The following is an 18,363-nucleotide window of genomic DNA, read 5'->3' as shown; positions in this document are numbered from 1 at the left end:
CGAAATTGGAGCTGATTGCGGATATTTTGCTGGTCGCCGGCGCCATGGGTGCGGGTCTGTATTGTTTTGTGCTGTCGCGCCGTCTCAAGCGTTTTGCCGATCTTGAAAAGGGCGTCGGCGGCGCGGTAGCGGTGTTGTCAACCCAAGCGGAAGAGCTGCGGAAATCACTGGATGATGCGCGAAACGCCTCTGATCAGTCAGGCGACCAGCTTAAGGCGCTGACGGGGCGCGCCGAAACGGTGGCACAGCGGCTGGAACTCATGATGGCGTCAATGCACGACGTCGTGCCCGAAAAAGACGCTGATCCCCAACCCGAGGCAGAGATTTCAGCGACAAGCACCATCACCGAAGTTCCGGAGAGCGTGAAGCACGAAGGCAAACCCGAGCCGCAGGCCAGCGAAGCCGCTGCGCCCCAAGAACAGGCACGCGCACCTGAGGGGCTGATGTTCTTCCGGCATGACCGCAAGCAAGGCGAGGCGCAGGCATGAGCCGCCCGCGGATCAACACTCCCAACGCGCGGCCCCGCGGAGGGGTGCTTGCCGTGATCTCATTGCTGATGATCGGCTCGGCCGCTATCCGCATCGGGCTGGAAGCCGGACCCGCCTTTGCCAAACCAGCCAAACCTGAGGCGGAACACGATGAACCCGTCCCGTCCGACACCCGTGACATGCAGGTTTTGCTGACAGAGCTTTTGCGCCGGGAAGAGCGTGTCAAACAAAAGGAAGACATGCTGCGCGAGCGGGAAAACGCTCTGGAAATCGCGGGTCAGGCTATCGAGATGCGCATGGCCGCGCTTGAGGAGGCCGAGGAGTCGTTGCGCACCACTCTGGCGCTGGCGGACAGGGCGGCGGAAAACGACCTGACGCGCCTGACCGATGTCTATCAGAACATGAAGCCGAAAGACGCGGCTGCGCTGTTCGAAACCATGGACCCGACCTTTGCCGCCGGGTTTCTGTCACGCATGTCACCGGATGCGGCAGCCGGGGTTCTGGCGGGGCTCAGCCCCGAAGCGGCCTATACGATCAGCGTTGTCATGGCGGGCCGAAACGCCTCGGCCCCTCAGGAATAGTCGCCCGTGTTCCCCGCAGTTGCAACACACATAGCCGGAGATCTCAGATGATTGGAATAGTTGGAATTGTCGTCATTTTCGTGATGGTCTTCGGCGGCTATCTGGCCGCTGGCGGCAAGATGACCATCATTCTAAAGTCGCTTCCGTTTGAGATGATGATGATCGGTGGTGCCGCGGTTGGTGCCTTTTTGATCAGCAACGACATCGGCGGCGTGAAACACACGATCAAGGACATGGGGAAGGTCTTTAAAGGCCCGAAATGGAAGCCCGAGGATTACCGCGACCTGTTGTGCCTGCTGTTTTCCCTCATCCGCATTGCCCGCGCCAATCCGGTAGAGGTGGAACAGCATATCGAAGACCCCGGCAGCTCGGACCTGTTTTCGTCCTACCCCAGAATTCAGGCCGACAAGGAAGCGGTTGATCTGATTTGCGACACGATGCGGTCCGCGGCGATGAATTACGACGATCCGCATCAGGTCGAAGAGGTTCTTGAGAAACGGATGGAAGCGAATTTCCACCATGCCCTGCATTCGAGCCACGCCTTGCAAACCGTGGCCGACGGCCTGCCCGCGCTTGGAATTGTCGCCGCCGTTCTGGGGGTAATCAAGACAATGGGGTCCATTGATCAGCCACCGGAAGTTCTGGGAAAACTGATCGGCGGCGCCCTTGTGGGTACGTTTCTGGGTGTCTTTCTGGCCTACGGTCTGGTTGGTCCCTTTGCGGCCAAGCTGAAATCCGTTGTCGAGGAAGACAACCACTTCTATCAGTTGATCAAGGAAGTTTTGGTTGCAAACTTGCACAACCACAATGCTGCTATGTGCATTGAGGTCGGACGCCAGAACACACCAACGCATAACCGCCCTGATTTCTCTGAGCTTGAGGATGCGTTGAAAGAGCTCAAACGGGCCGCGGCATGAGGCAAACCGCGATACTGGTTGCAGCATTGATCACACTTGCAACGGCCGCAACCTCTGAAGAGGTGACTGTGCGGTCCGGTGAACATGACGGCTACACCCGGCTGGTTTTCACCGTTCCACCGGATACGGGCTGGGTTCTGAGCCAACGCAAGAACGGCGCCAAGCTGGCAATTGACCTGAAGGATGTCACATTTCGGGCGGGTTCGGTGTTCGGGCGGTTGACATCAGATCGGCTGGCCGCGCTGTCGCAGGCGCAACCCGGTAGTGCGCTTGAGCTGGAATTCGGGTGCGACTGCACGGCGTCGGCGTTCCTGTTTCGAAACTCGATGATCGTTTTGGACATTGCACCAGCAATAGCTCTGCCGCCCTTGCTTGCGGAAATCCCTCCGCCGACCCGAAAAAAACCGGCAGCGCCGAAAGCTTCTCCCGCGGAACACAAGCTTCTTTCCCAGCTGGACCTGCCGCTTCTGACCGGGAAGACGCACGGGATCAGGGATCAGTTGTCGACCCGTCTGGTGCAAGGGGCGGATCGTGAGCTGCTGGACCTGAATTTGGCACCTGTCGGACCGCGCCGTTCTGCCTCGTCCGAGTCCGTGACGCTGTTACCCGGATTGACATCGAACATCCGCGTGACCTCGGTTCTGGATGATCTGCAGGACATTCTGAACTCTGGTTTGCAGCAGATCGATAACAACCCGGTTTGTATCTCAACGGCTGAACTCGGGTTCACGACATGGTCCGGGACGCGCCCGTTTCCAGAGCAGGTGTCCGCCTTGCGCACCGCCCTATACAAAGAGTTCGACCGTCTTGACGCGGAAAGCGCGCTGAAGCTGGCAAAGCTCTATGCCTATAACGGCTTTGGGGCCGAGGCGCTGAAGGTTTTGCAGTTATTGCCCCCCCCACCTGATGAGGCTGGACGTGTTGAAGGGATTGCACGGCTGGTGGATGAGCGGCCAGCACAGGTTTCAAATCCATTCAGGGGCCAGCAACGGTGCAACAGCGACGTCGCACTTTGGGCCGTGCTATCTGAGGGAAAGCTGGCACCTGATGCACATCTTGAAGCCATCGAACACAGCTTTGCAAAGCTGCCAGAGCATCTTCGCCGCCACCTTGGCGCGCGACTTTCGGATATCCTGACAGACGCGCAGGAACTGGAGGCCGCGCGAAGAATCATGCGTTCGGTCGACCGGGTTGAACAGAAGCCGTCCCCGAACACCACGCTGGCCCGTGCTGGCGTCGCCGAAGCCGAAGGCGACAGCGCCCTTGAAGAGGCGCTGTTGACCGAAGTCGCGACCTCGGCCGGGGCCAAGAGCGAAGCGCCTTTGGCTTTGGCGCGGCTGGTGGAAAAGCGGTGGTCCGACCGCAAGACTGTGTCTTCAAGGGAACTTGAACTGGCCGCGTCTTACGCGATCGAGTTCCGGCGATCTGAACTGGGCCCGATGATGAACCGCACCCATGCGATTGCCCTGGGTCTGAGCCAGGATTTCGACAGCGCATTCGATGTGATCCAGTCTTTGCCAGACGGTTCGGACAGCAACAGCGCTTTCAACCGTCACCTGCAACTGCTGGCAGAACGCTCAGACGACCTTACCTTTTTGCGTCAGGTCTCATTGGTGCAGCAGTCGGGTCGGGCGGCGGCGCTATCCACGGATACCGTGATTACACTGGCCGAACGCCTGGCCGTGCTTGGCTTTGCCGATCAGGCCGTTGCGCTGGCAAACAGGCCTGAAGATCAGGCCCGGCGGTCAGAGCGTGCCCGTCTGCGCGCCCGTGCGGCGTTGTTGTCGGACCGCCCGCAACAGGCCATGCTTGAGCTGGCCAATGATACCTCGGACGAGGCGCTCGTCCTGCAGGCGCAGGCGTTGGACAAGGTGCAGGACTATGCGGCGGTGGCCGAACTCATGCAGAACCGCGGGCAACAGGAAGAAGCAAACCGATACCTATGGCTGGCCGGGTTACCGGAGGAAAGGATTGGGCCCTCTGACGGAAAGTACGCAAGCCTCAACCAAACCTCCGAGGCCCTTTTGGCCACGCCGGTTCGCGTGTCAGGCAAGCCGTTGGCGGATGCGGGAAGCCTGCTGGAGGACAGTCTGGCAACGCGGCAGAGGATCGTCGAAATGCTGAACACGGTCAGGGTGGAGTGAGGTTTCCCAGCCAACCGGTCCAGTTGCCCGGATCGTTGCAGGCGGGACGGGGCGCGGTTCACGGTTCTGGTGGATCAAAAATCAGCGGTGTCAGGTCTGCATACCGCGCGCTTTTGTCCGGCCAACTAAGTATCACTTGACGGATGCGGTCGGCACGATCTTGTCCAAGCACGGGGGCCGCAAACTGCGTATACTTGGCGATGACATCGTCCCGTGACATGGGGGCCTCGGGGCCGCCGCGGGCATGAATATCCCCGGATTTCAGAACACGGCCATCCGTTGCCGTGATCGTGACGTCTGCCCAGCGCCCTTCGGGAAACCGGACGCTGTGGTGTTCGCTTTCCGCGACCGTGATGCGGGACATCAGATTGGCGACCGCAGGATCAGACAGGCCAGACCCTGAGATTTGTTCAACGCCGATGCGCCCGTAAACGGCCTGAACTGCCACGGCAAATGGCAGGGAATACTGCGCTTGCGAAGTTGTTTCGGGCAGTCCCGCAAAAAGGCAGGCCGCCTGATGAAAGCTGCTGATATGCAAAGTTTCGATCTGCGTGCTGGTCAGGTCATGCGCGATCATGACAGCGCGCACGCCATCAATCGCGGCATGGGCCCAGCGACAGATCGGATAGGGTTTCACGTATTGATGTTCGACCTGCCAAAAGGTTCCCAGATCCTCCCAGTAGGGTGTGACCTCTTCCGCCTCGATTGTGATGGCGGGCGCGCCGGTAAAGCCGCGTTCGGCCAGAACAGCGGCGGACAGCCCCACCATCGCGCCCCAACCCGACCCGTCATGCAGCATTGTGGGGTTGGCAATCTCGCGCATCATCTGGCTGCGTGGACCGTGATATTCGGCAATTCCCATCGCCTGCCGCATCTGGTCGACAGAAAATCCGCGCAGGCGCGCCGCCATCGCAACCACGCCAAGCGCGTTCCAGGCACCGGATGTGTGGTAATCGCTGACACTTGCGTGCAGCGACAGGCCCGCGCGCCCGGCCACCTCGTACCCGGCAACGACCGCCGCCAAAGCCTCGGGTCCGGTCAGATTCGGGCAATGTTCGGCCAGTGCGGCCAGCGCTGGCAACACGACCACCCCGATATGGCCCTTGGTGGGGTTATATCCGTCGTGACCGTCCAGATTGTCGGTTTGCGTGGCGGCAGCATAGGCAGCACCCGCCATGCTGACGGTGCGGCCATCGAACAACATCCGTGCGCCATATGCAGGATCGGTACTGGCATAAAGCAATGCCGCCGTGTCCCGCGCGATCACGCCTGCCTGCATCGGGCCGGATGCGATCAGGATCCCCATCGTGTCGAGCATCATCAGCGCCGCAGCCTCTAGTGCGCTTTCAGGCATGTCCGAGGCCGCGCGGGTCAGCGTGAAATCGGCAACCCTGGAAAATGTATTTGTCTGCGGGTTATGCGTCATGAGAGCTCTCCTGTCGGGCGGGGCCGGTACAGGAAAGTCAGCCACAGGTAAGGGCGGGCTTGTACTCTGTTCCCGACGCCAAATGTCGGGAACAGAGGAAAACGAACGAAGAAAAGACCCTAGTAAGGGGCTTCGACGTCATTCATGGAAACGTAGACTGTTTTCATTTCCGAAAAATGGTTGATCGCCAGCTTCGAGTTCTCACGTCCGACACCCGACATCTTCGATCCCCCAAACGGGGCTTCGACCGGGGCAAGGTTATAGGTGTTGATATAACAGGTTCCCGCCTCGAACCCGGCCACAACACGGTGCGCGCGGGTCAGGTCATTGGTGAAGACGCCTGCGGCCAGACCAAATTCGGTGTCATTGGCACGGGCCATGACCTCGGATTCCGTGTCGAAATCCAGCACCGACATGACGGGGCCAAAGATTTCCTCGCGCGCGATGGTCATGTCATCGGTCACATCAGCAAAAACGGTCGGCTGCATGTAGAAACCGCCGCCTTCGATCCGGTTGCCGCCAAAGACCAGCCTTGCGCCCTCGGCCCTGGCTTTGTCGACGTAGCTCAGCGCGATGTTCAACTGGTTTTCGCTGACCATCGGACCAAAGCTGACGTTCTCGTCCATCGGATCGCCGATTTTGGCGTTGGCCAGACGTTCGGACAGGCGTTTCAGGAAGGCATCCTTGATCCCTTTTTGCACAAAGACGCGGGTGCCGTTGGAACAGACCTGGCCCGATGAATAGAAGTTGCCAAGGATCGCGCCGGACACCGCGTTTTCGATGTCGGCATCGTCAAAGACGATCATCGGAGATTTGCCGCCCAGTTCCATGGTCACGTGCTTCATACCGTCAGCCGCCGCGGCATAAACCTTGCGGCCTGTCGGCACCGATCCGGTCAGCGAGACCTTGGCCACACGCGGATCGGTGACCAGCGCGGCCCCCACGTCGCCATAGCCCTGAATCACGTTGTAGACACCTTTGGGTGCGCCGGCCTCGACCAGAATCTCGGCCACTTTCAACGCCGAAAGAGGCGTCGTTTCCGAGGGCTTGAAGACCATCGTGTTGCCGCAGGCCAGCGCCGGGGCACCTTTCCAGCAGGCAATCTGCGTGGGATAGTTCCACGCCCCGATGCCGACGCAAACGCCCAGCGCCTGACGGATGGTGTAGACGAAATCGCCACCGCCCAGCGGAATATGCTCGCCGGTCAGAGAGGCGGCCAACCCGCCGAAATACTCCAGCGCGTCCGCACCCGATGTGGCGTCTGCCACCGTAGTTTCCTGAATCGGTTTGCCGGTGTCATGGGTTTCCAGAACCGACAGGTCATAATTGTGGTCGCGCATGATGTCGGCCGCGCGGCGCAGAATGCGGCCGCGTTCCGTTCCAGTCAGTGCGGCCCAGGCTGCCTGAGCCGTTTTCGCGCTGTTCAAAGCCTTTTCCACAATCGCCGGTGTCGCCGAATGCAGACGGGCAATCACCTCGCCGGTAGCGGGGTAGATCACGTCAATGGCCGCGCCATCGGTATCCTCGACATAGGCGCCGTCGATGAAATGGCTGGCCTTGGGCTGAAACTTCATACCGTGTCCTTTTCGCTCGACCCCGTCCGGGCGGGGCATTTGGTCATTTTGAATCGGCCCTAATGGTTATTGACTGGCCAGTCAATAAAATCATCCAAGCGGCAAGGTCACGCCTGCCACCGCGCACAAGTCTTGAAATTCTTTGGTTAATGTTCTATATATGTTCCACATAGTCAGAGGACAAACCGATGACCCAGCACATGCGCCACGCCGCCCTGAACGGGCCAAACAATGACTACCACCTGCTTCCGGTAACAGACCGGCAGATGCGATATGCGCGCGCCATTGCCGAGAAATCAGCGCTTGAGATTCCGGTCGAGGCGCAGCGCGACAGGCGGTTGTTGTCCGACTGGATTTCCGCCCACAAACCGCGCGACACCTCGCAGTTCGACAATTACCCGACGGGCAAGCAGGTGGCGTTCGCCGAACGGATCTCACGCAGCAAGCGCCGCCCGATCCCGTCCGAGTGTTTTCGGGACAAGAAAATGATGTCCCGCTGGATCGATCACAACAGATAACCCTTATTTAGGGTCTTCTGGTGCGTGATTGCGGGTATAAAGCGCAACCGCAGCCGCAACAAACATACCCAGCAGAATGTAACCGGTCACAGCCTCGGACACGGCAAGCCCGCGGCACAGGCCGGTCGGGGACATGTCGCCATAGCCGACCGTGGTGAAGGTGACATATGAAAAATACAGGACATCCCCTGGACCCTGCGCCCCGACCACACAATTATCGCTGTACCCAAAAGCTCCGTAAACGGCGGCAAACAGGAACGGGACGACCTGGATGAATGACACGCCCATCAGAAACAAAAGCCGTCGCGGCGATTTCACCTGCGTCATGTAGTACCAGGATTGCGACACCAGCCAGATCAGCAGGCCAATCGACGCGATTGTTCCGATCATGTCACCCGCAGCGGTTTCGTTAAGACGCGATAACCCGAACCAGGCAAGAAAACTTGTCAGAACCAGCCCCAATGCGGCAATCAGGGTCGATTTCCATTCTTCCAGAGTTGTGGGTTTGCGGTGCATGAACGCCCTCTCAGCCTAGTCTGAGGGTGATCATCCGATCTAAAGCAAGGGCCTGCAACCCGCTTTCAGTCCTGCCGCAAATGCGGCTCGCCCCGCTTGCGCGCAAGCACTATCTGTTTTTGCCGTTCACGAAAGCGCATCTTGTCGGCCTCGGAGGTCTCGTCGATGCATTGGTGACAGGACACGCCATGTTCGTATTCGGGGCGTTTCATATCCTCGGGCAGGATCGGACGACGGCAGCCATGGCACAGCTTGTGCGGCCCTTCTACAAGGCCGTGGCCAACCGAGACACGGTTGTCGAACACAAAGCATTCACCCTGCCACGAACTGTCTTCGGATGGCATCTCTTCAAGATAGCGCAGGATGCCACCTTTGAGGTGATAGACATCCTCGACCCCCTGCCCCAGCAGGTAATTGGTGGATTTCTCGCACCGGATACCGCCGGTGCAGAACATGGCAACGCGCTTGTTGTGAAAGCGATCTTTGTTCGCCTCCCACCAGGCCGGAAATTCGCGGAAACTGGCTGTTTCAGGGTCTATTGCGCCTTCAAACGTGCCGATCGCCACCTCGTAGTCATTGCGGGTGTCGATCACCACGACATCGTCCGAACGGATCAGATCGTTCCAGTCCTGCGGGTCGACATAGTTGCCGACACGGGCGCGCGGATCGACATCCGACTGACCCATGGTCACGATTTCTTTCTTCAGCCGCACCTTCATCTTGCCGAAAGGCGGATGGTCCGAGGTCGCCTCTTTCCACTCCAGATCCGAGCAACCGGGCAAGGCTCGGATATGTGCCAATACCGCATCGATTCCGGCGCGTGGACCTGCGATGGTGCCGTTGATACCTTCCTGCGCCAGCAACAACGTCCCGGTGACAGACTGCGCGCGGCACAGGTCAAGCAACGGTTCGCGCAGTGTGACGGGGTCTGGGAATCGGGTAAAGTGATAGAGGGCAGCGATCGTGTACATATGCGCGATCTACCCCCGCAAACCCGGAGTCGCAAGGGATTGCATTGACGCCCCGGCCCCGGCCCCCTACCGATAAGGCAGTTATACGGAGGCCGCCATGACCCATGCCCTGCTTGTCATCGATGTCCAGAACGATTTCTGTCCGGGCGGTGCCTTGGCAGTGGCCGGAGGAGACGAAATCGTCGCGCCGATCAATGCCATGATGGATGAGTTCGACGCCGTGATCCTGACGCAGGACTGGCATCCGGCGCGGCATTCTTCCTTTGCCAGCTCGCACAAAGGCAAAAGCCCGTTCGAGTTGATCGACATGCCTTATGGCCCGCAGGTGCTGTGGCCGGACCATTGCGTTCAGGGCTCAAACGGTGCTGCGTTTCACCCTGAACTGCGCACTGATGGTGATTTGATCCTGCGCAAGGGGTTCCGCAGTGGCATCGACAGCTACTCCGCGTTCTTCGAAAATGACCATCAGACGCCAACAGGCCTGAAAGGCTATCTTGAGACCCGAGGCATCACCCGTTTGACACTGGTTGGATTGGCGACCGATTTCTGCGTTCACTATTCGGCTGTAGACGCTGCCCGGTTGGGATTCGATGTCACAGTCCGGATGGATGCCTGCCGCGCGATTGACATGGACGGATCACTGGCTGCCGCCGAGCAGGCCATGCGCGACGCCGGTGTTACGCTGACCTAAGGGGTCGCCCCGGCAGCCGCCAGCAGTTTGATCGTCACAAACAAAACAACGGCCAGCCCAAACGCCAGCCCGATACGCCCCGAAATAGAACGCCGACGGTCCGAAACAGGCTGCTGTGGCTGTGGCGGTGGTTTGCGCACCTGACGCGTGCGCACGATCCCGGCCATGGGCTGCGCCATCCGAATGTAATTCAGAAAATCCCACAGGTTGAACTCGCCGCAATATTCCCCCTGAACGCCGCGCGATTTTATGTTCTCAAACAGAGAACGCAGAATCCTGACCCGGTCCACCTGATCTTCGGCCGGAAATACGCCGGGCACGATGCCGCTGTTCCGCGACTCGAGGCTGAACCCGGCATCCAGGAAAATCTTGCGGATTTTCGGCGATGTTCCCCGTAGCGCATCCGCTGTTCTGATGTCGCGAAACACCGCACACACCTGGCGTTCCACATCAGAGTCTGACCCCAGCTTCTCCGGGTCAATTTCGTTCAGTGCTACATTAACAATATCAAAATCGTACTCGAGACCCATTCACAAACTCAGTTTCGTCTTTCCATCCCCTTCTCTCACTAACCGGCGAAAACAATGCACAATATGCCCGTATTGTGACGTCATGCTGGCATTGTAACCAAATCAGCGACTCTTGCCATTCCCGTTGTCGATTGATCTAACTACGGAAATCGCAGGAGTTCCCCATGGTCGACATCGCGACCCGCGTCTACAATCATAAATGGAAGATTGACCCGATTGTCCGGTCTTTAATCGACACAGACTTCTACAAACTGCTGATGTGCCAGTCAGTGTTTCGAAACAAGCCCCAAACAAATGTGGTGTTTTCCCTGATCAACCGGTCGAATCACGTGCCTTTGGCCCGTTTGATCGACGAAGGTGAGCTGCGGGAACAGCTGGATCATATCCGCTCGCTTAGTCTCAGCCGGGGGGAAAGCACCTGGCTGCGGGGCAACATGTTCTATGGAAAACGCCAGATGTTCCGTTCCGATTTCATGGAATGGTTCGAGAATATGCGCCTGCCGCCCTACCACCTTGAACGCAAAGGCGATCAGTATGAACTGACCTTCGAAGGCAAATGGCACGAGGTCATGTTGTGGGAAATTCCGGCGCTGGCGGTGCTGATGGAACTGCGCTCGCGCGCGGTGTTGAACGACATGCGCCGGTTTGCGCTACAGGTGCTATATGCCCGCGCGATGACCCGCGTATGGGAAAAGATCGAAAAGCTGAGCACGATCAACGGTCTGGGGATTGCCGATTTCGGCACGCGGCGACGGCATTCCTTCCTGTGGCAGGATTGGTGCGTGCAGGCGATGATCGAAGGGCTTGGCCCCGCGTTTACCGGAACCTCAAACTGCCTGATCGCGATGCGGCGTGAGGTTGAGGCCATCGGCACCAACGCGCATGAGCTGCCGATGGTCTATTCCGCGCTGGCCGACACCGATGCCGAACTGGCACAGGCCCCTTATGACGTTCTCAGCGATTGGCATGACGAACATGACGGCAATCTGCGCATCATTCTGCCCGATACCTACGGCACCAAGGGCTTTCTGGACAACGCACCCGACTGGCTGGCGGGCTGGACCGGTATTCGCATCGACAGCGGTGATCCGGCCACCGCCGCCGAGGTGGCCATCGACTGGTGGAAAGCGCGCGGTGAAGACCCGACCCAGAAACGGATCATTTTCTCGGACGGGTTGGATGTGGACAAAATCCAGGAATTGCATGCGCAGTTTGCTGACCGCACCAAAGTATCCTTTGGCTGGGGTACCTTGCTGACCAACGATTTCCGCGGTCTGGTTCCAAATGACTCGCTGGCACCGTTCTCATTGGTCTGCAAAGCCGTATCCGCCAATGGACGCCCGACGGTAAAGCTGTCGGACAACCCGGAAAAGGCGATGGGCCCGAAGGACCAGATCGAACGCTATAAGCGGGTGTTTGGCGTTGGCGCTCAGGAGGCGATCGAGGTGATTGTCTAAGCCAAGGCACAATATCAAACACTTATCCTCAATTCATATGATGCCGGGACTAAACGACTACAGATTGGCGTCGGCAGGATCGGCGATATGGTTTTCGAGGTATTGCAGCACGATGTTCTCGGTGATGGCGCCGTCGGTGGTTGAGAAATACCCCCAGCCCCAGAACCGGCGTCCACAGTAGCGGCTGCGCAGCGCGGGAAACTCCCGTTGCACCTTGTGAGACGAACGGCCCTTCATCTTGCGCACCAGACCCGAGATGGCAATATTCTGCTGCACCGACACGCACAAATGTACGGGATCGCTCGACAACACCCCGCGCAAGATGTCGACCTCGTTCTCGTGGCAGACCTGACGGACGATGGCGCGCACCCGCAGTCACACCGCATCGGTCAGCACCTTATAGCGATACTTGGTCGACCAGACGATATGGTACGGTGATAGAAAACGCAGTGCTTGCCAATATCATAACACGATTCTCCGCACTGAACCGGCCCGACCGGAAGTCGAAGGGTTTGCGTCAAAGCGTGGATACTGAAACTTGTGGTGCCGCTGAAGGGACTCGAACCCCCGACCCCATCATTACGAATTTTGACGTCGAGATTTTGCACTGCACCAGACAGAACCGCAGACAACCTCATAAGACCTTACAATTGCATGACTAATTCCGACTTCACCTTTGGACGTAATCGCACGGCGTTTCAGAACTTTTGACGAACGCGCCCTACTAATGCCCTACTAACCTAACTAGTAGGGCCCTACTAATTGACCCCACCCCATCGACGGTCCTCCTACGAGACACCTTCTGGGCAATCCCGGTCTGATGGAATTGGAGAGCATTGCGGGGATTACGACATCTTTGAGGGCAGCTTGAGGTTCAGCCAGTCAAAATGAGTTTCTCGAAGCACAGGGAGGCCGAAAATCGACTTAGGCAATTCAATTGGGCCTAAGCGGAAAGAAGAAGGCCTACAAAAAGCTTCAACCCGCTGAGCGTTCTTGTGACTAGGATTTTAGGTGCTCCTCAGCGAGTGGTCATATTGCGGAACAGAATCCTGCATATTATTCAGTTACATACGCAAGATAAACAACCATTTAGAGATTGCTACATGAGCGTTAAACTTTTAGATGCAGGCGGCACTGCAAAGAAGCTGAAAAAACTGATTGATCAACATGACGAGATTTTTCTTGCTGTTGCTTGGGGCTCAAACGGGCCGATTTCGAAACGCATACTAATGAACAAGCATAAGTTCCGATCAGTCACTTTTGGATTGGCTTTTTGCCAAACAGACCCCGACCTTATCGATGCGTTGGTTGATACAAAAAATGCATATGTCGCTGACGGTGGAGCCAACACGTTTCATCCGAAGCTTTACTATTTTCAGTCTGGCGACACCGCAGAAGCCATAATTGGTAGTTCGAACTTTACGGCGGGTGGGCTCGACCGAAATTGGGAAGCAAATGCCCACATTAAAGGGCCAAAATCTGCAGGCGTATTCACACAAGTTCGAAAATGTCTGGAAGACTATGCCGAATTGCGAAAGCCAATTACAAAGCAGATCGCGATAAGCTACAGACTTCAGTACAACGCAGCCAAACCACTACGAAAACCCAAAAATCCAATTCTCCCTGGTGATGGATTGTCAGCCGACCAATTGAACTCACCGCTCGTTCGCATGAACTGGAGGGAATATGTCAAAGCGGTAAAATCCAGCCCATATCACAACTATGATGCCCGTTTGAGTTTACTTCGCGAGTTTCAAACTATGTTCGCAAGAGTGAACTCGTTTGGCACGCTCTCAAGTGCAGAATGGAAGGCTATTGCCGGTGTAATTGGATCTAAACAGAAACGTGAACAAGGTTTAGACAAGCACGATTGGAAATGGTTCGGTGCGATGGGCGGAATGGGAGATTTTGCCAATCGCATCGCAGCAAAGGACATCTTCCTCACTCAAGCTGTGGATAGCATCCCACGCTACGGCGATGTCACTCGAAACCAATATGAAGACTTCTGTAGTAAATTCATAAAAGCGTTTGAGCACAGCACTCGAGTCGGCGGTGTACCAACCGCGACCAGACTATTGGCGATGAAGAGGCCCGACACATTTGTATGCATAAGCAACCCAAATCGTGACGGCCTCTCCGACGCGCTAGCATTTCCAAAATCGACACTCGGTCTCGAGAATTATTGGGATAGGGTGGTTGAGCCGCTACGAACATCCGTATGGTATACCTCGCCTCGCCCAACAGGGACACTTGCAGAACTTTGGGACTGCCGCGCTGCAATGCTCGACGCTATCTATTACAAACCGTAGTGACGTCTTGTGAGAAGAGCTTGGGCGCCCGAGACTAAGGAGTTTCGGGCAATTTTTGCGAGGCAAGTAAGGTCCATTTTGTTGAGCTCCAAAAACGAAGCGCGGAGTGCTCAGAAATTCGACCTTTTTTGCAACTACTGGTTTGGCTTCATTACTATACGAGTACCACCTAGATCCTTCATAGCAGCAAGCATCATTTCACGATTAACCCCTTGAAGGTGTTCAATGTCGTCGTCTAGCAAAAGGTCCTTTGCTCTCTCTTTGGCCCGTTCTGGGTCCATTAGATTAAATAGAGATATGGTATTGGCCCCCTTAGCAGAACCATGCCTCGGCTTAACCAATATAGATTTTTCAGCGATTTCGAAATCCAAATGCTCTGCTGGATCATCCAAGAATGGGTGCACGATAGTGAAGACTGTTCTGCGATAGCTCTTTGAAATTACAGCAACGGTGTCAATTTCGCCTTTGCAATCAACGTTGCAGCAGTAACAGGCCAGCACAAGATTAATGGGCCAAAAGGTCCACTGAAAGTGTGGGCTTTTGGGCGCTATGTGATCCCTGTGAGGCCGCTTTTCATGAAGCCTTGTGCCGCAATATGCGCACCGATCAGATTGCTCGGCCTTCATCGCATCCGTAACTTGTTCTTTGAACGCTTTATATTTGCCGTAGCCACGCTTCCAGTGCTTCTGCGCGGTTTCAATATCGTCGACTTTAGTGCGTAACTCTCTCACAACAGCCCAGTCGAAAGCCGGAATATTCAGTCTCTTCATCCGAGTTTTTCCCGATACTGTCTGATGGATTCCACCACCTCTTTCAAAGCATCGAGGCCTTCAAAGTTTAACCGGTCTGACTTTTCTAAGAAGTCATCAAGAAGCTTCTTACTCTGCCCATCGCCTTGAATGTGCAAGAGAATTGAGGCGAGCTCCCTTTGAAACTTGAAACTCGAAGCAGACGGAATATCGAGAACTTGGTAAAGGACTGCTTCTGCACCCCAGCCTTCAAACTCAGCATCGACGGTTGATGTTTTTAGACCTTCGCTTTGTTTCTCGATTAGAATGACACTCGCTTCACCGGAAGGGAGGCTCGCAATAAGATGAGGAGAATGAGTCGCGATCAGAACATGGCTTCCCGGTGCTTCGGAAAGAGATTGTGCAACAAGGTCTGTGTAATGCTGTTGCCAGGATGTATTAAGACTCACTTCTGGTTCATCAATTGCAATTAAGCAGCTAGGTTCAGCATGAGATACCAGTTTGGCACCGGTAGACAATATATTCTGTTCCCCGGAGCTTAGTTGCCCGAAGTCCGTCCATCCCGATTCTGCATTGCCTTCTATTGAAACAGTTGGCCAAGAAAACAAGCCAAACCGTACTGCCTCTGTGAATACAGAACTAAACTCGGCAAGTTCTTTCAAAGCGCGTTTAGGCAGCGCATCAAGGCGCAAGACTAGGCTTCTTCGGCCTGTTTTTCTCTCAGAGGTGAATTCGATATCTTCCGCTCTGCCAAGCAAAAATTCAAAAAGATGTATCAAATTAGGCACAGCTTCGCGAATGCTTTGAAGGTATTTTGGGTCGTTTACGCGAGCTCTGCCCCGTCTTCGTATTACGCGCTCAACAATGCGCTCTTCTCGCTCAGGATCGGAAATATATTTTTCAAGTTCGAAACGGGAAACGCGATCGAAAACAAGTGCAACCTCTCGACTCCCACCAAATACCAACTCTAACCACTTTTGAAACAACTGATGTTTGGCGTTATCCTGATATAGGTTCATTACAGCTTCGGAAACCGACCGTTGCATCGAACCAGTTGTGGTTAGGTTACTTGCCTGCCTAACTCCCAAGTACTGATAGAACTGGTCCTCACTAGGCGAACTTTGAACAAAACGAAACCGATCCATCACAAGGTTTGAAAGAACTAGAACCTTAGATGGAAGTTGAACCAGTTTGTCACCTTGATTCTGGTTGCGATCTGTTTGCCCACGAATGCTAATTTGATCACAGACGAGCCCATGGTTCCCGCCTGCCCCAACCCGTTTAGCGCTTCTTTGATCTGAAATCCCATCGTTAATCTCGCAAATACGATCAACAAGACACGCTAGAATTCGACTCTTACTAGTCCCATTGGCCCCAGCTATTAGAGTGATGTGCGTCTTTTCTGGGTCAGCTCCTGGACCCAGAAACGATATTTCTTGTGGAAGGCCATCGTCCATCACGAAACGAGCCGATTGCAGCTGAAAGGGTCCGGATTCCGCCAAAGTCTCGCCTCTCTACAGCATTGAATCTTAAGTGTTTTCGGTTTTTTTGCACTTCACAGTATCTGCTCCAGGTTGTAAAGAGCTTGTCTTGCTTTAAAGATATGCAAGAGCGTAGCCATCTCACCAGGCGCAGTGTTGACGCCCAGCTGGGGCCCCTTTTGTTCCACTCTAGGCTGTCTGCAAATCTCATCTTTGTTTGACGGCCCTTCAGTTTAGGGGATTCTACACAAATTTGGAGGAGTTTTAGGGATTCAGATCAAAGGTTGCTTTGCCAAACTTGCACTTCTACCAAATGATATATTGAAGGGCTGGAGCTTCCACTACAGCCCGTGCTGGCTACTTACAGTTGGACTAGGCAGCCCTCCCCTCGGCAAGCTCCACCTGCCACTATGGAAAACCTGTTACAACAGGCGGTGGAATTGGCAGTTACGAACGCGACAGGCGGTCTAGCATACGATCGGTAAGACTCTTTGCTGCAATTTGGTTTGCCGAGCATTCGTATATCAGACTAAAAACTTCCTTGTAGATTTCCCTTTTCTCTTCTGGGATGCTTTCAAGTATCTCACCTTCGACTTTGGCCGCTTGTACGTTAACCGCTTCCTCAATTTGAAGCTGTCGTCCGCGTAGCGCCTTCCGGTCTTCATCCTCGAAGAGATCAAATTCAATCGCTTTCCTCATATCCGAAAGCAACATACCAATCTCTGCCTTTAGTGATTTTGCAAGACGCTCGGAGACTGCGCCCTGCTTGAGAACATCCAGCTTCTCGTACACCTTGCCAGCACCAAACTCGAACACCTTTAGCCGATTGCGTTTTTGGGAAGAAACACGGCATTCTCGGGCCACTTCGGCGCCGATAGGGCGAAGGTGAGCTATGATATTGTCTAAATGAGCATTGCTTTCAAACTCATCTCGCCGTCCGTTTGGTACAACCCGTGCATCCAGAACATGAACCTCACCAATTGACCATGAGCAAAAACGATCTTCTGGAAAGACTTCTAGAAACAGCCGATCGTGCCCAACCTGTATGTTACCAACCCGCGCTCGCAGCCCGCGAACACCCTGCGAAACTGGGATTGCCCCTTGATAGTCATGGTGGATGAGCCAGCCTACTGCCGCAGTCTCTCCCTCAATACCCTCGATTTTAAATGACTTTAGATTGCGTAGCGCTGCCGATTTGGTATCGGAGTAAGCCACTTCATTTCGATAGGGACGATATACAGGTGTTTCAGAACCGTTGATATGGATGTTATAGTATTTCCCAGCCCTACCATATGGAGCGAGAAGCCCGGCGATTTCTTCGCCAAATGCAAACTCCGGTGAGAATGGACAAGGGCAGACTTGGCCAACAAAGGCGCCGATTTCAATCTCGTTCAAAAGCCGATCGTTTGCAATCCGACGCGGTTTCACTAGCTCCACTTCAAAAAAGTGTTCAGGATAGCTTTCAGGGTCAAGTAGTTTCAGCGAGACCGCTTCTTTCACAATCGTACGGAGTTCAGTTTCGGTGTCGGTTGACGCGAGCATGCGCTTGATAGCTCGACCATCCCATGTCGCCTCGACCACCTTGGTGTCTCCTTTGGAGCGTGAGCGGAAAATTAGCTGTTGCACGTACCCAAGCGCTGATAGTCGTCCAACACCCCGGAAGCCACGAGCATCAGTGCCGCGTTTCTCACTTGCGCCAAAAGAGAGCATGCGTTTAGCAAAGTCGCTGTTCGCAATACCGACACCATTATCTCGAATGATAACGCGGCGGTCGATGTGATCTAGGTTGATCTCAACTAGCCCAGCGTCAATGGATGGAATAACACCAAGAATGACCGCCTCGTCGATAGCGTCGGTCGCGTTCTGCACATATTCCCGAAAGATCGATAGCGGGTTAACATACATAGAGCTACTTAGCAGCTCCAATATGTCCTTCCCGACAAAAACTTCCGGCTCGTTTGAACCCACATAATCAATACGTTCTGCTTCCATCATGGCCTCGTGCTCTTAC

At 55.3% G+C, this 18,363-nt stretch carries 16 protein-coding genes and 1 pseudogene; 8 read left to right on the top strand and 9 right to left on the bottom strand.

Annotated features, from left to right (window positions below):
• Window positions 1–5 precede the first annotated feature (5 nt).
• The 4 genes from ACR3E2_RS13525 to ACR3E2_RS13510 are packed head-to-tail and all read left to right on the top strand — an operon-like array spanning window position 6 to window position 4,130.
• Window positions 6–488: a hypothetical protein gene (locus tag ACR3E2_RS13525; RefSeq protein WP_480484557.1), complete on the top strand. Its 483-nt coding sequence runs from the start codon at window positions 6–8 to the stop codon at window positions 486–488.
• A complete protein-coding gene (locus ACR3E2_RS13520; RefSeq protein WP_480484556.1) occupies window positions 485–1,069 on the top strand; it encodes a MotE family protein in 585 nt (194 codons plus the stop codon). The genes ACR3E2_RS13525 and ACR3E2_RS13520 overlap by 4 nt, the downstream gene beginning before the upstream one ends.
• Before the next feature lie 47 nt (window positions 1,070–1,116).
• A complete protein-coding gene (gene motA, locus ACR3E2_RS13515) occupies window positions 1,117–1,986 on the top strand; it encodes a flagellar motor stator protein MotA (protein ID WP_480484555.1) in 870 nt (289 codons plus the stop codon).
• Window positions 1,983–4,130 carry a hypothetical protein gene (locus tag ACR3E2_RS13510; RefSeq protein ID WP_480484554.1) on the top strand — a complete coding sequence of 716 codons (2,148 nt, stop codon included), beginning with the start codon at window positions 1,983–1,985 and terminating at the stop codon, window positions 4,128–4,130. The genes motA and ACR3E2_RS13510 overlap by 4 nt, the downstream gene beginning before the upstream one ends.
• A gap of 58 nt (window positions 4,131–4,188) precedes the next feature.
• Here ACR3E2_RS13510 and ACR3E2_RS13505 read toward each other — a convergent pair whose 3' ends face one another.
• Together ACR3E2_RS13505 and betB are read right to left on the bottom strand one after the other, a co-directional pair.
• Window positions 4,189–5,556 carry an MmgE/PrpD family protein gene (locus ACR3E2_RS13505; protein ID WP_480484553.1) on the bottom strand — a complete coding sequence of 456 codons (1,368 nt, stop codon included), beginning with the start codon at window positions 5,554–5,556 and terminating at the stop codon, window positions 4,189–4,191.
• A 119-nt stretch (window positions 5,557–5,675) separates the two neighbouring features.
• The gene (gene betB / locus ACR3E2_RS13500) at window positions 5,676–7,130 is read right to left on the bottom strand and encodes a betaine-aldehyde dehydrogenase (protein ID WP_480484552.1); all 1,455 of its coding nucleotides are present in this window, start codon (window positions 7,128–7,130) and stop codon (window positions 5,676–5,678) included.
• A 188-nt stretch (window positions 7,131–7,318) separates the two neighbouring features.
• Here betB and ACR3E2_RS13495 point away from each other — a divergent pair, with 188 nt between their 5' ends.
• The gene (locus tag ACR3E2_RS13495) at window positions 7,319–7,648 is read left to right on the top strand and encodes a hypothetical protein (RefSeq protein ID WP_480484551.1); all 330 of its coding nucleotides are present in this window, start codon (window positions 7,319–7,321) and stop codon (window positions 7,646–7,648) included.
• A 3-nt stretch (window positions 7,649–7,651) separates the two neighbouring features.
• On the opposite strand, the gene ACR3E2_RS13490 is transcribed toward ACR3E2_RS13495, so the two are convergent.
• The gene (locus ACR3E2_RS13490; RefSeq protein WP_480484550.1) at window positions 7,652–8,164 is read right to left on the bottom strand and encodes a potassium channel family protein; all 513 of its coding nucleotides are present in this window, start codon (window positions 8,162–8,164) and stop codon (window positions 7,652–7,654) included.
• A gap of 65 nt (window positions 8,165–8,229) precedes the next feature.
• Complete coding sequence (gene trhO / locus ACR3E2_RS13485; protein WP_480484549.1) at window positions 8,230–9,135, bottom strand: oxygen-dependent tRNA uridine(34) hydroxylase TrhO; 906 nt, start codon at window positions 9,133–9,135, stop codon at window positions 8,230–8,232.
• 97 nt (window positions 9,136–9,232) lie between these two features.
• Between trhO and pncA the strand changes: the two genes are divergently transcribed.
• Window positions 9,233–9,826, top strand: coding sequence for a bifunctional nicotinamidase/pyrazinamidase (gene pncA, locus ACR3E2_RS13480; protein ID WP_480484548.1), 594 nt, complete (start codon window positions 9,233–9,235; stop codon window positions 9,824–9,826).
• Here pncA and ACR3E2_RS13475 read toward each other — a convergent pair.
• Entirely contained in the window at window positions 9,823–10,356 is a 534-nt protein-coding gene (locus ACR3E2_RS13475) for a hypothetical protein (protein WP_480484547.1), read from the bottom strand. The genes pncA and ACR3E2_RS13475 overlap by 4 nt on opposite strands.
• A gap of 164 nt (window positions 10,357–10,520) precedes the next feature.
• On the opposite strand from ACR3E2_RS13475, the gene pncB reads away from it, so the two are divergent.
• Window positions 10,521–11,813 (top strand): nicotinate phosphoribosyltransferase, encoded by a 1,293-nt coding sequence (pncB, locus tag ACR3E2_RS13470; protein WP_480484546.1) that lies wholly within the window; start codon window positions 10,521–10,523, stop codon window positions 11,811–11,813.
• 57 nt (window positions 11,814–11,870) lie between these two features.
• Here pncB and tnpA read toward each other — a convergent pair.
• Window positions 11,871–12,334, bottom strand: a pseudogene (gene tnpA / locus ACR3E2_RS13465) (IS200/IS605 family transposase).
• Window positions 12,335–12,916: 582 nt separating this feature from the next.
• Here tnpA and ACR3E2_RS13460 point away from each other — a divergent pair.
• Window positions 12,917–14,122, top strand: a complete 1,206-nt coding sequence (locus tag ACR3E2_RS13460; RefSeq protein ID WP_480484545.1) for a phospholipase D family protein — start codon at window positions 12,917–12,919, stop codon at window positions 14,120–14,122.
• Window positions 14,123–14,256: 134 nt separating this feature from the next.
• Here ACR3E2_RS13460 and ACR3E2_RS13455 read toward each other — a convergent pair whose 3' ends face one another.
• The 3 genes from ACR3E2_RS13455 to ACR3E2_RS13445 all read right to left on the bottom strand — a co-directional run bounded on the left by ACR3E2_RS13455 (window position 14,257) and on the right by ACR3E2_RS13445 (window position 18,347).
• Window positions 14,257–14,892 carry an HNH endonuclease family protein gene (locus ACR3E2_RS13455; protein WP_480484544.1) on the bottom strand — a complete coding sequence of 212 codons (636 nt, stop codon included), beginning with the start codon at window positions 14,890–14,892 and terminating at the stop codon, window positions 14,257–14,259.
• Window positions 14,889–16,328 carry an AAA family ATPase gene (locus ACR3E2_RS13450; RefSeq protein WP_480484543.1) on the bottom strand — a complete coding sequence of 480 codons (1,440 nt, stop codon included), beginning with the start codon at window positions 16,326–16,328 and terminating at the stop codon, window positions 14,889–14,891. Before ACR3E2_RS13450 ends, ACR3E2_RS13455 begins: the two co-directional genes overlap by 4 nt.
• Before the next feature lie 471 nt (window positions 16,329–16,799).
• The gene (locus ACR3E2_RS13445) at window positions 16,800–18,347 is read right to left on the bottom strand and encodes an ATP-binding protein (RefSeq protein ID WP_480484542.1); all 1,548 of its coding nucleotides are present in this window, start codon (window positions 18,345–18,347) and stop codon (window positions 16,800–16,802) included.
• Window positions 18,348–18,363 lie beyond the last annotated feature (16 nt).

The sequence above is a fragment of the Ruegeria sp. AL7 genome (genome assembly GCF_056536105.1).
Note: the sequence above shows the minus strand (reverse complement) of the source record. Positions and strands in the feature narration are given on the sequence as shown.

Excerpts from the sequence above, each read along its gene's own strand:
- ACR3E2_RS13505 (WP_480484553.1), bottom strand. The coding sequence starts at position 5,556 with ATGACGCATAACCCGCAGACAAATACATTTTCCAGGGTTGCCGATTTC.
- ACR3E2_RS13520 (WP_480484556.1), top strand. The coding sequence starts at position 485 with ATGAGCCGCCCGCGGATCAACACTCCCAACGCGCGGCCCCGCGGAGGG.
- ACR3E2_RS13495 (WP_480484551.1), top strand. The coding sequence starts at position 7,319 with ATGACCCAGCACATGCGCCACGCCGCCCTGAACGGGCCAAACAATGAC.
- ACR3E2_RS13445 (WP_480484542.1), bottom strand. The coding sequence starts at position 18,347 with ATGATGGAAGCAGAACGTATTGATTATGTGGGTTCAAACGAGCCGGAA.
- ACR3E2_RS13475 (WP_480484547.1), bottom strand. The coding sequence starts at position 10,356 with ATGGGTCTCGAGTACGATTTTGATATTGTTAATGTAGCACTGAACGAA.
- motA (WP_480484555.1), top strand. The coding sequence starts at position 1,117 with ATGATTGGAATAGTTGGAATTGTCGTCATTTTCGTGATGGTCTTCGGC.
- betB (WP_480484552.1), bottom strand. The coding sequence starts at position 7,130 with ATGAAGTTTCAGCCCAAGGCCAGCCATTTCATCGACGGCGCCTATGTC.
- pncA (WP_480484548.1), top strand. The coding sequence starts at position 9,233 with ATGACCCATGCCCTGCTTGTCATCGATGTCCAGAACGATTTCTGTCCG.
- ACR3E2_RS13490 (WP_480484550.1), bottom strand. The coding sequence starts at position 8,164 with ATGCACCGCAAACCCACAACTCTGGAAGAATGGAAATCGACCCTGATT.
- ACR3E2_RS13450 (WP_480484543.1), bottom strand. The coding sequence starts at position 16,328 with ATGGACGATGGCCTTCCACAAGAAATATCGTTTCTGGGTCCAGGAGCT.
- ACR3E2_RS13455 (WP_480484544.1), bottom strand. The coding sequence starts at position 14,892 with ATGAAGAGACTGAATATTCCGGCTTTCGACTGGGCTGTTGTGAGAGAG.
- ACR3E2_RS13510 (WP_480484554.1), top strand. The coding sequence starts at position 1,983 with ATGAGGCAAACCGCGATACTGGTTGCAGCATTGATCACACTTGCAACG.
- trhO (WP_480484549.1), bottom strand. The coding sequence starts at position 9,135 with ATGTACACGATCGCTGCCCTCTATCACTTTACCCGATTCCCAGACCCC.
- ACR3E2_RS13460 (WP_480484545.1), top strand. The coding sequence starts at position 12,917 with ATGAGCGTTAAACTTTTAGATGCAGGCGGCACTGCAAAGAAGCTGAAA.
- pncB (WP_480484546.1), top strand. The coding sequence starts at position 10,521 with ATGGTCGACATCGCGACCCGCGTCTACAATCATAAATGGAAGATTGAC.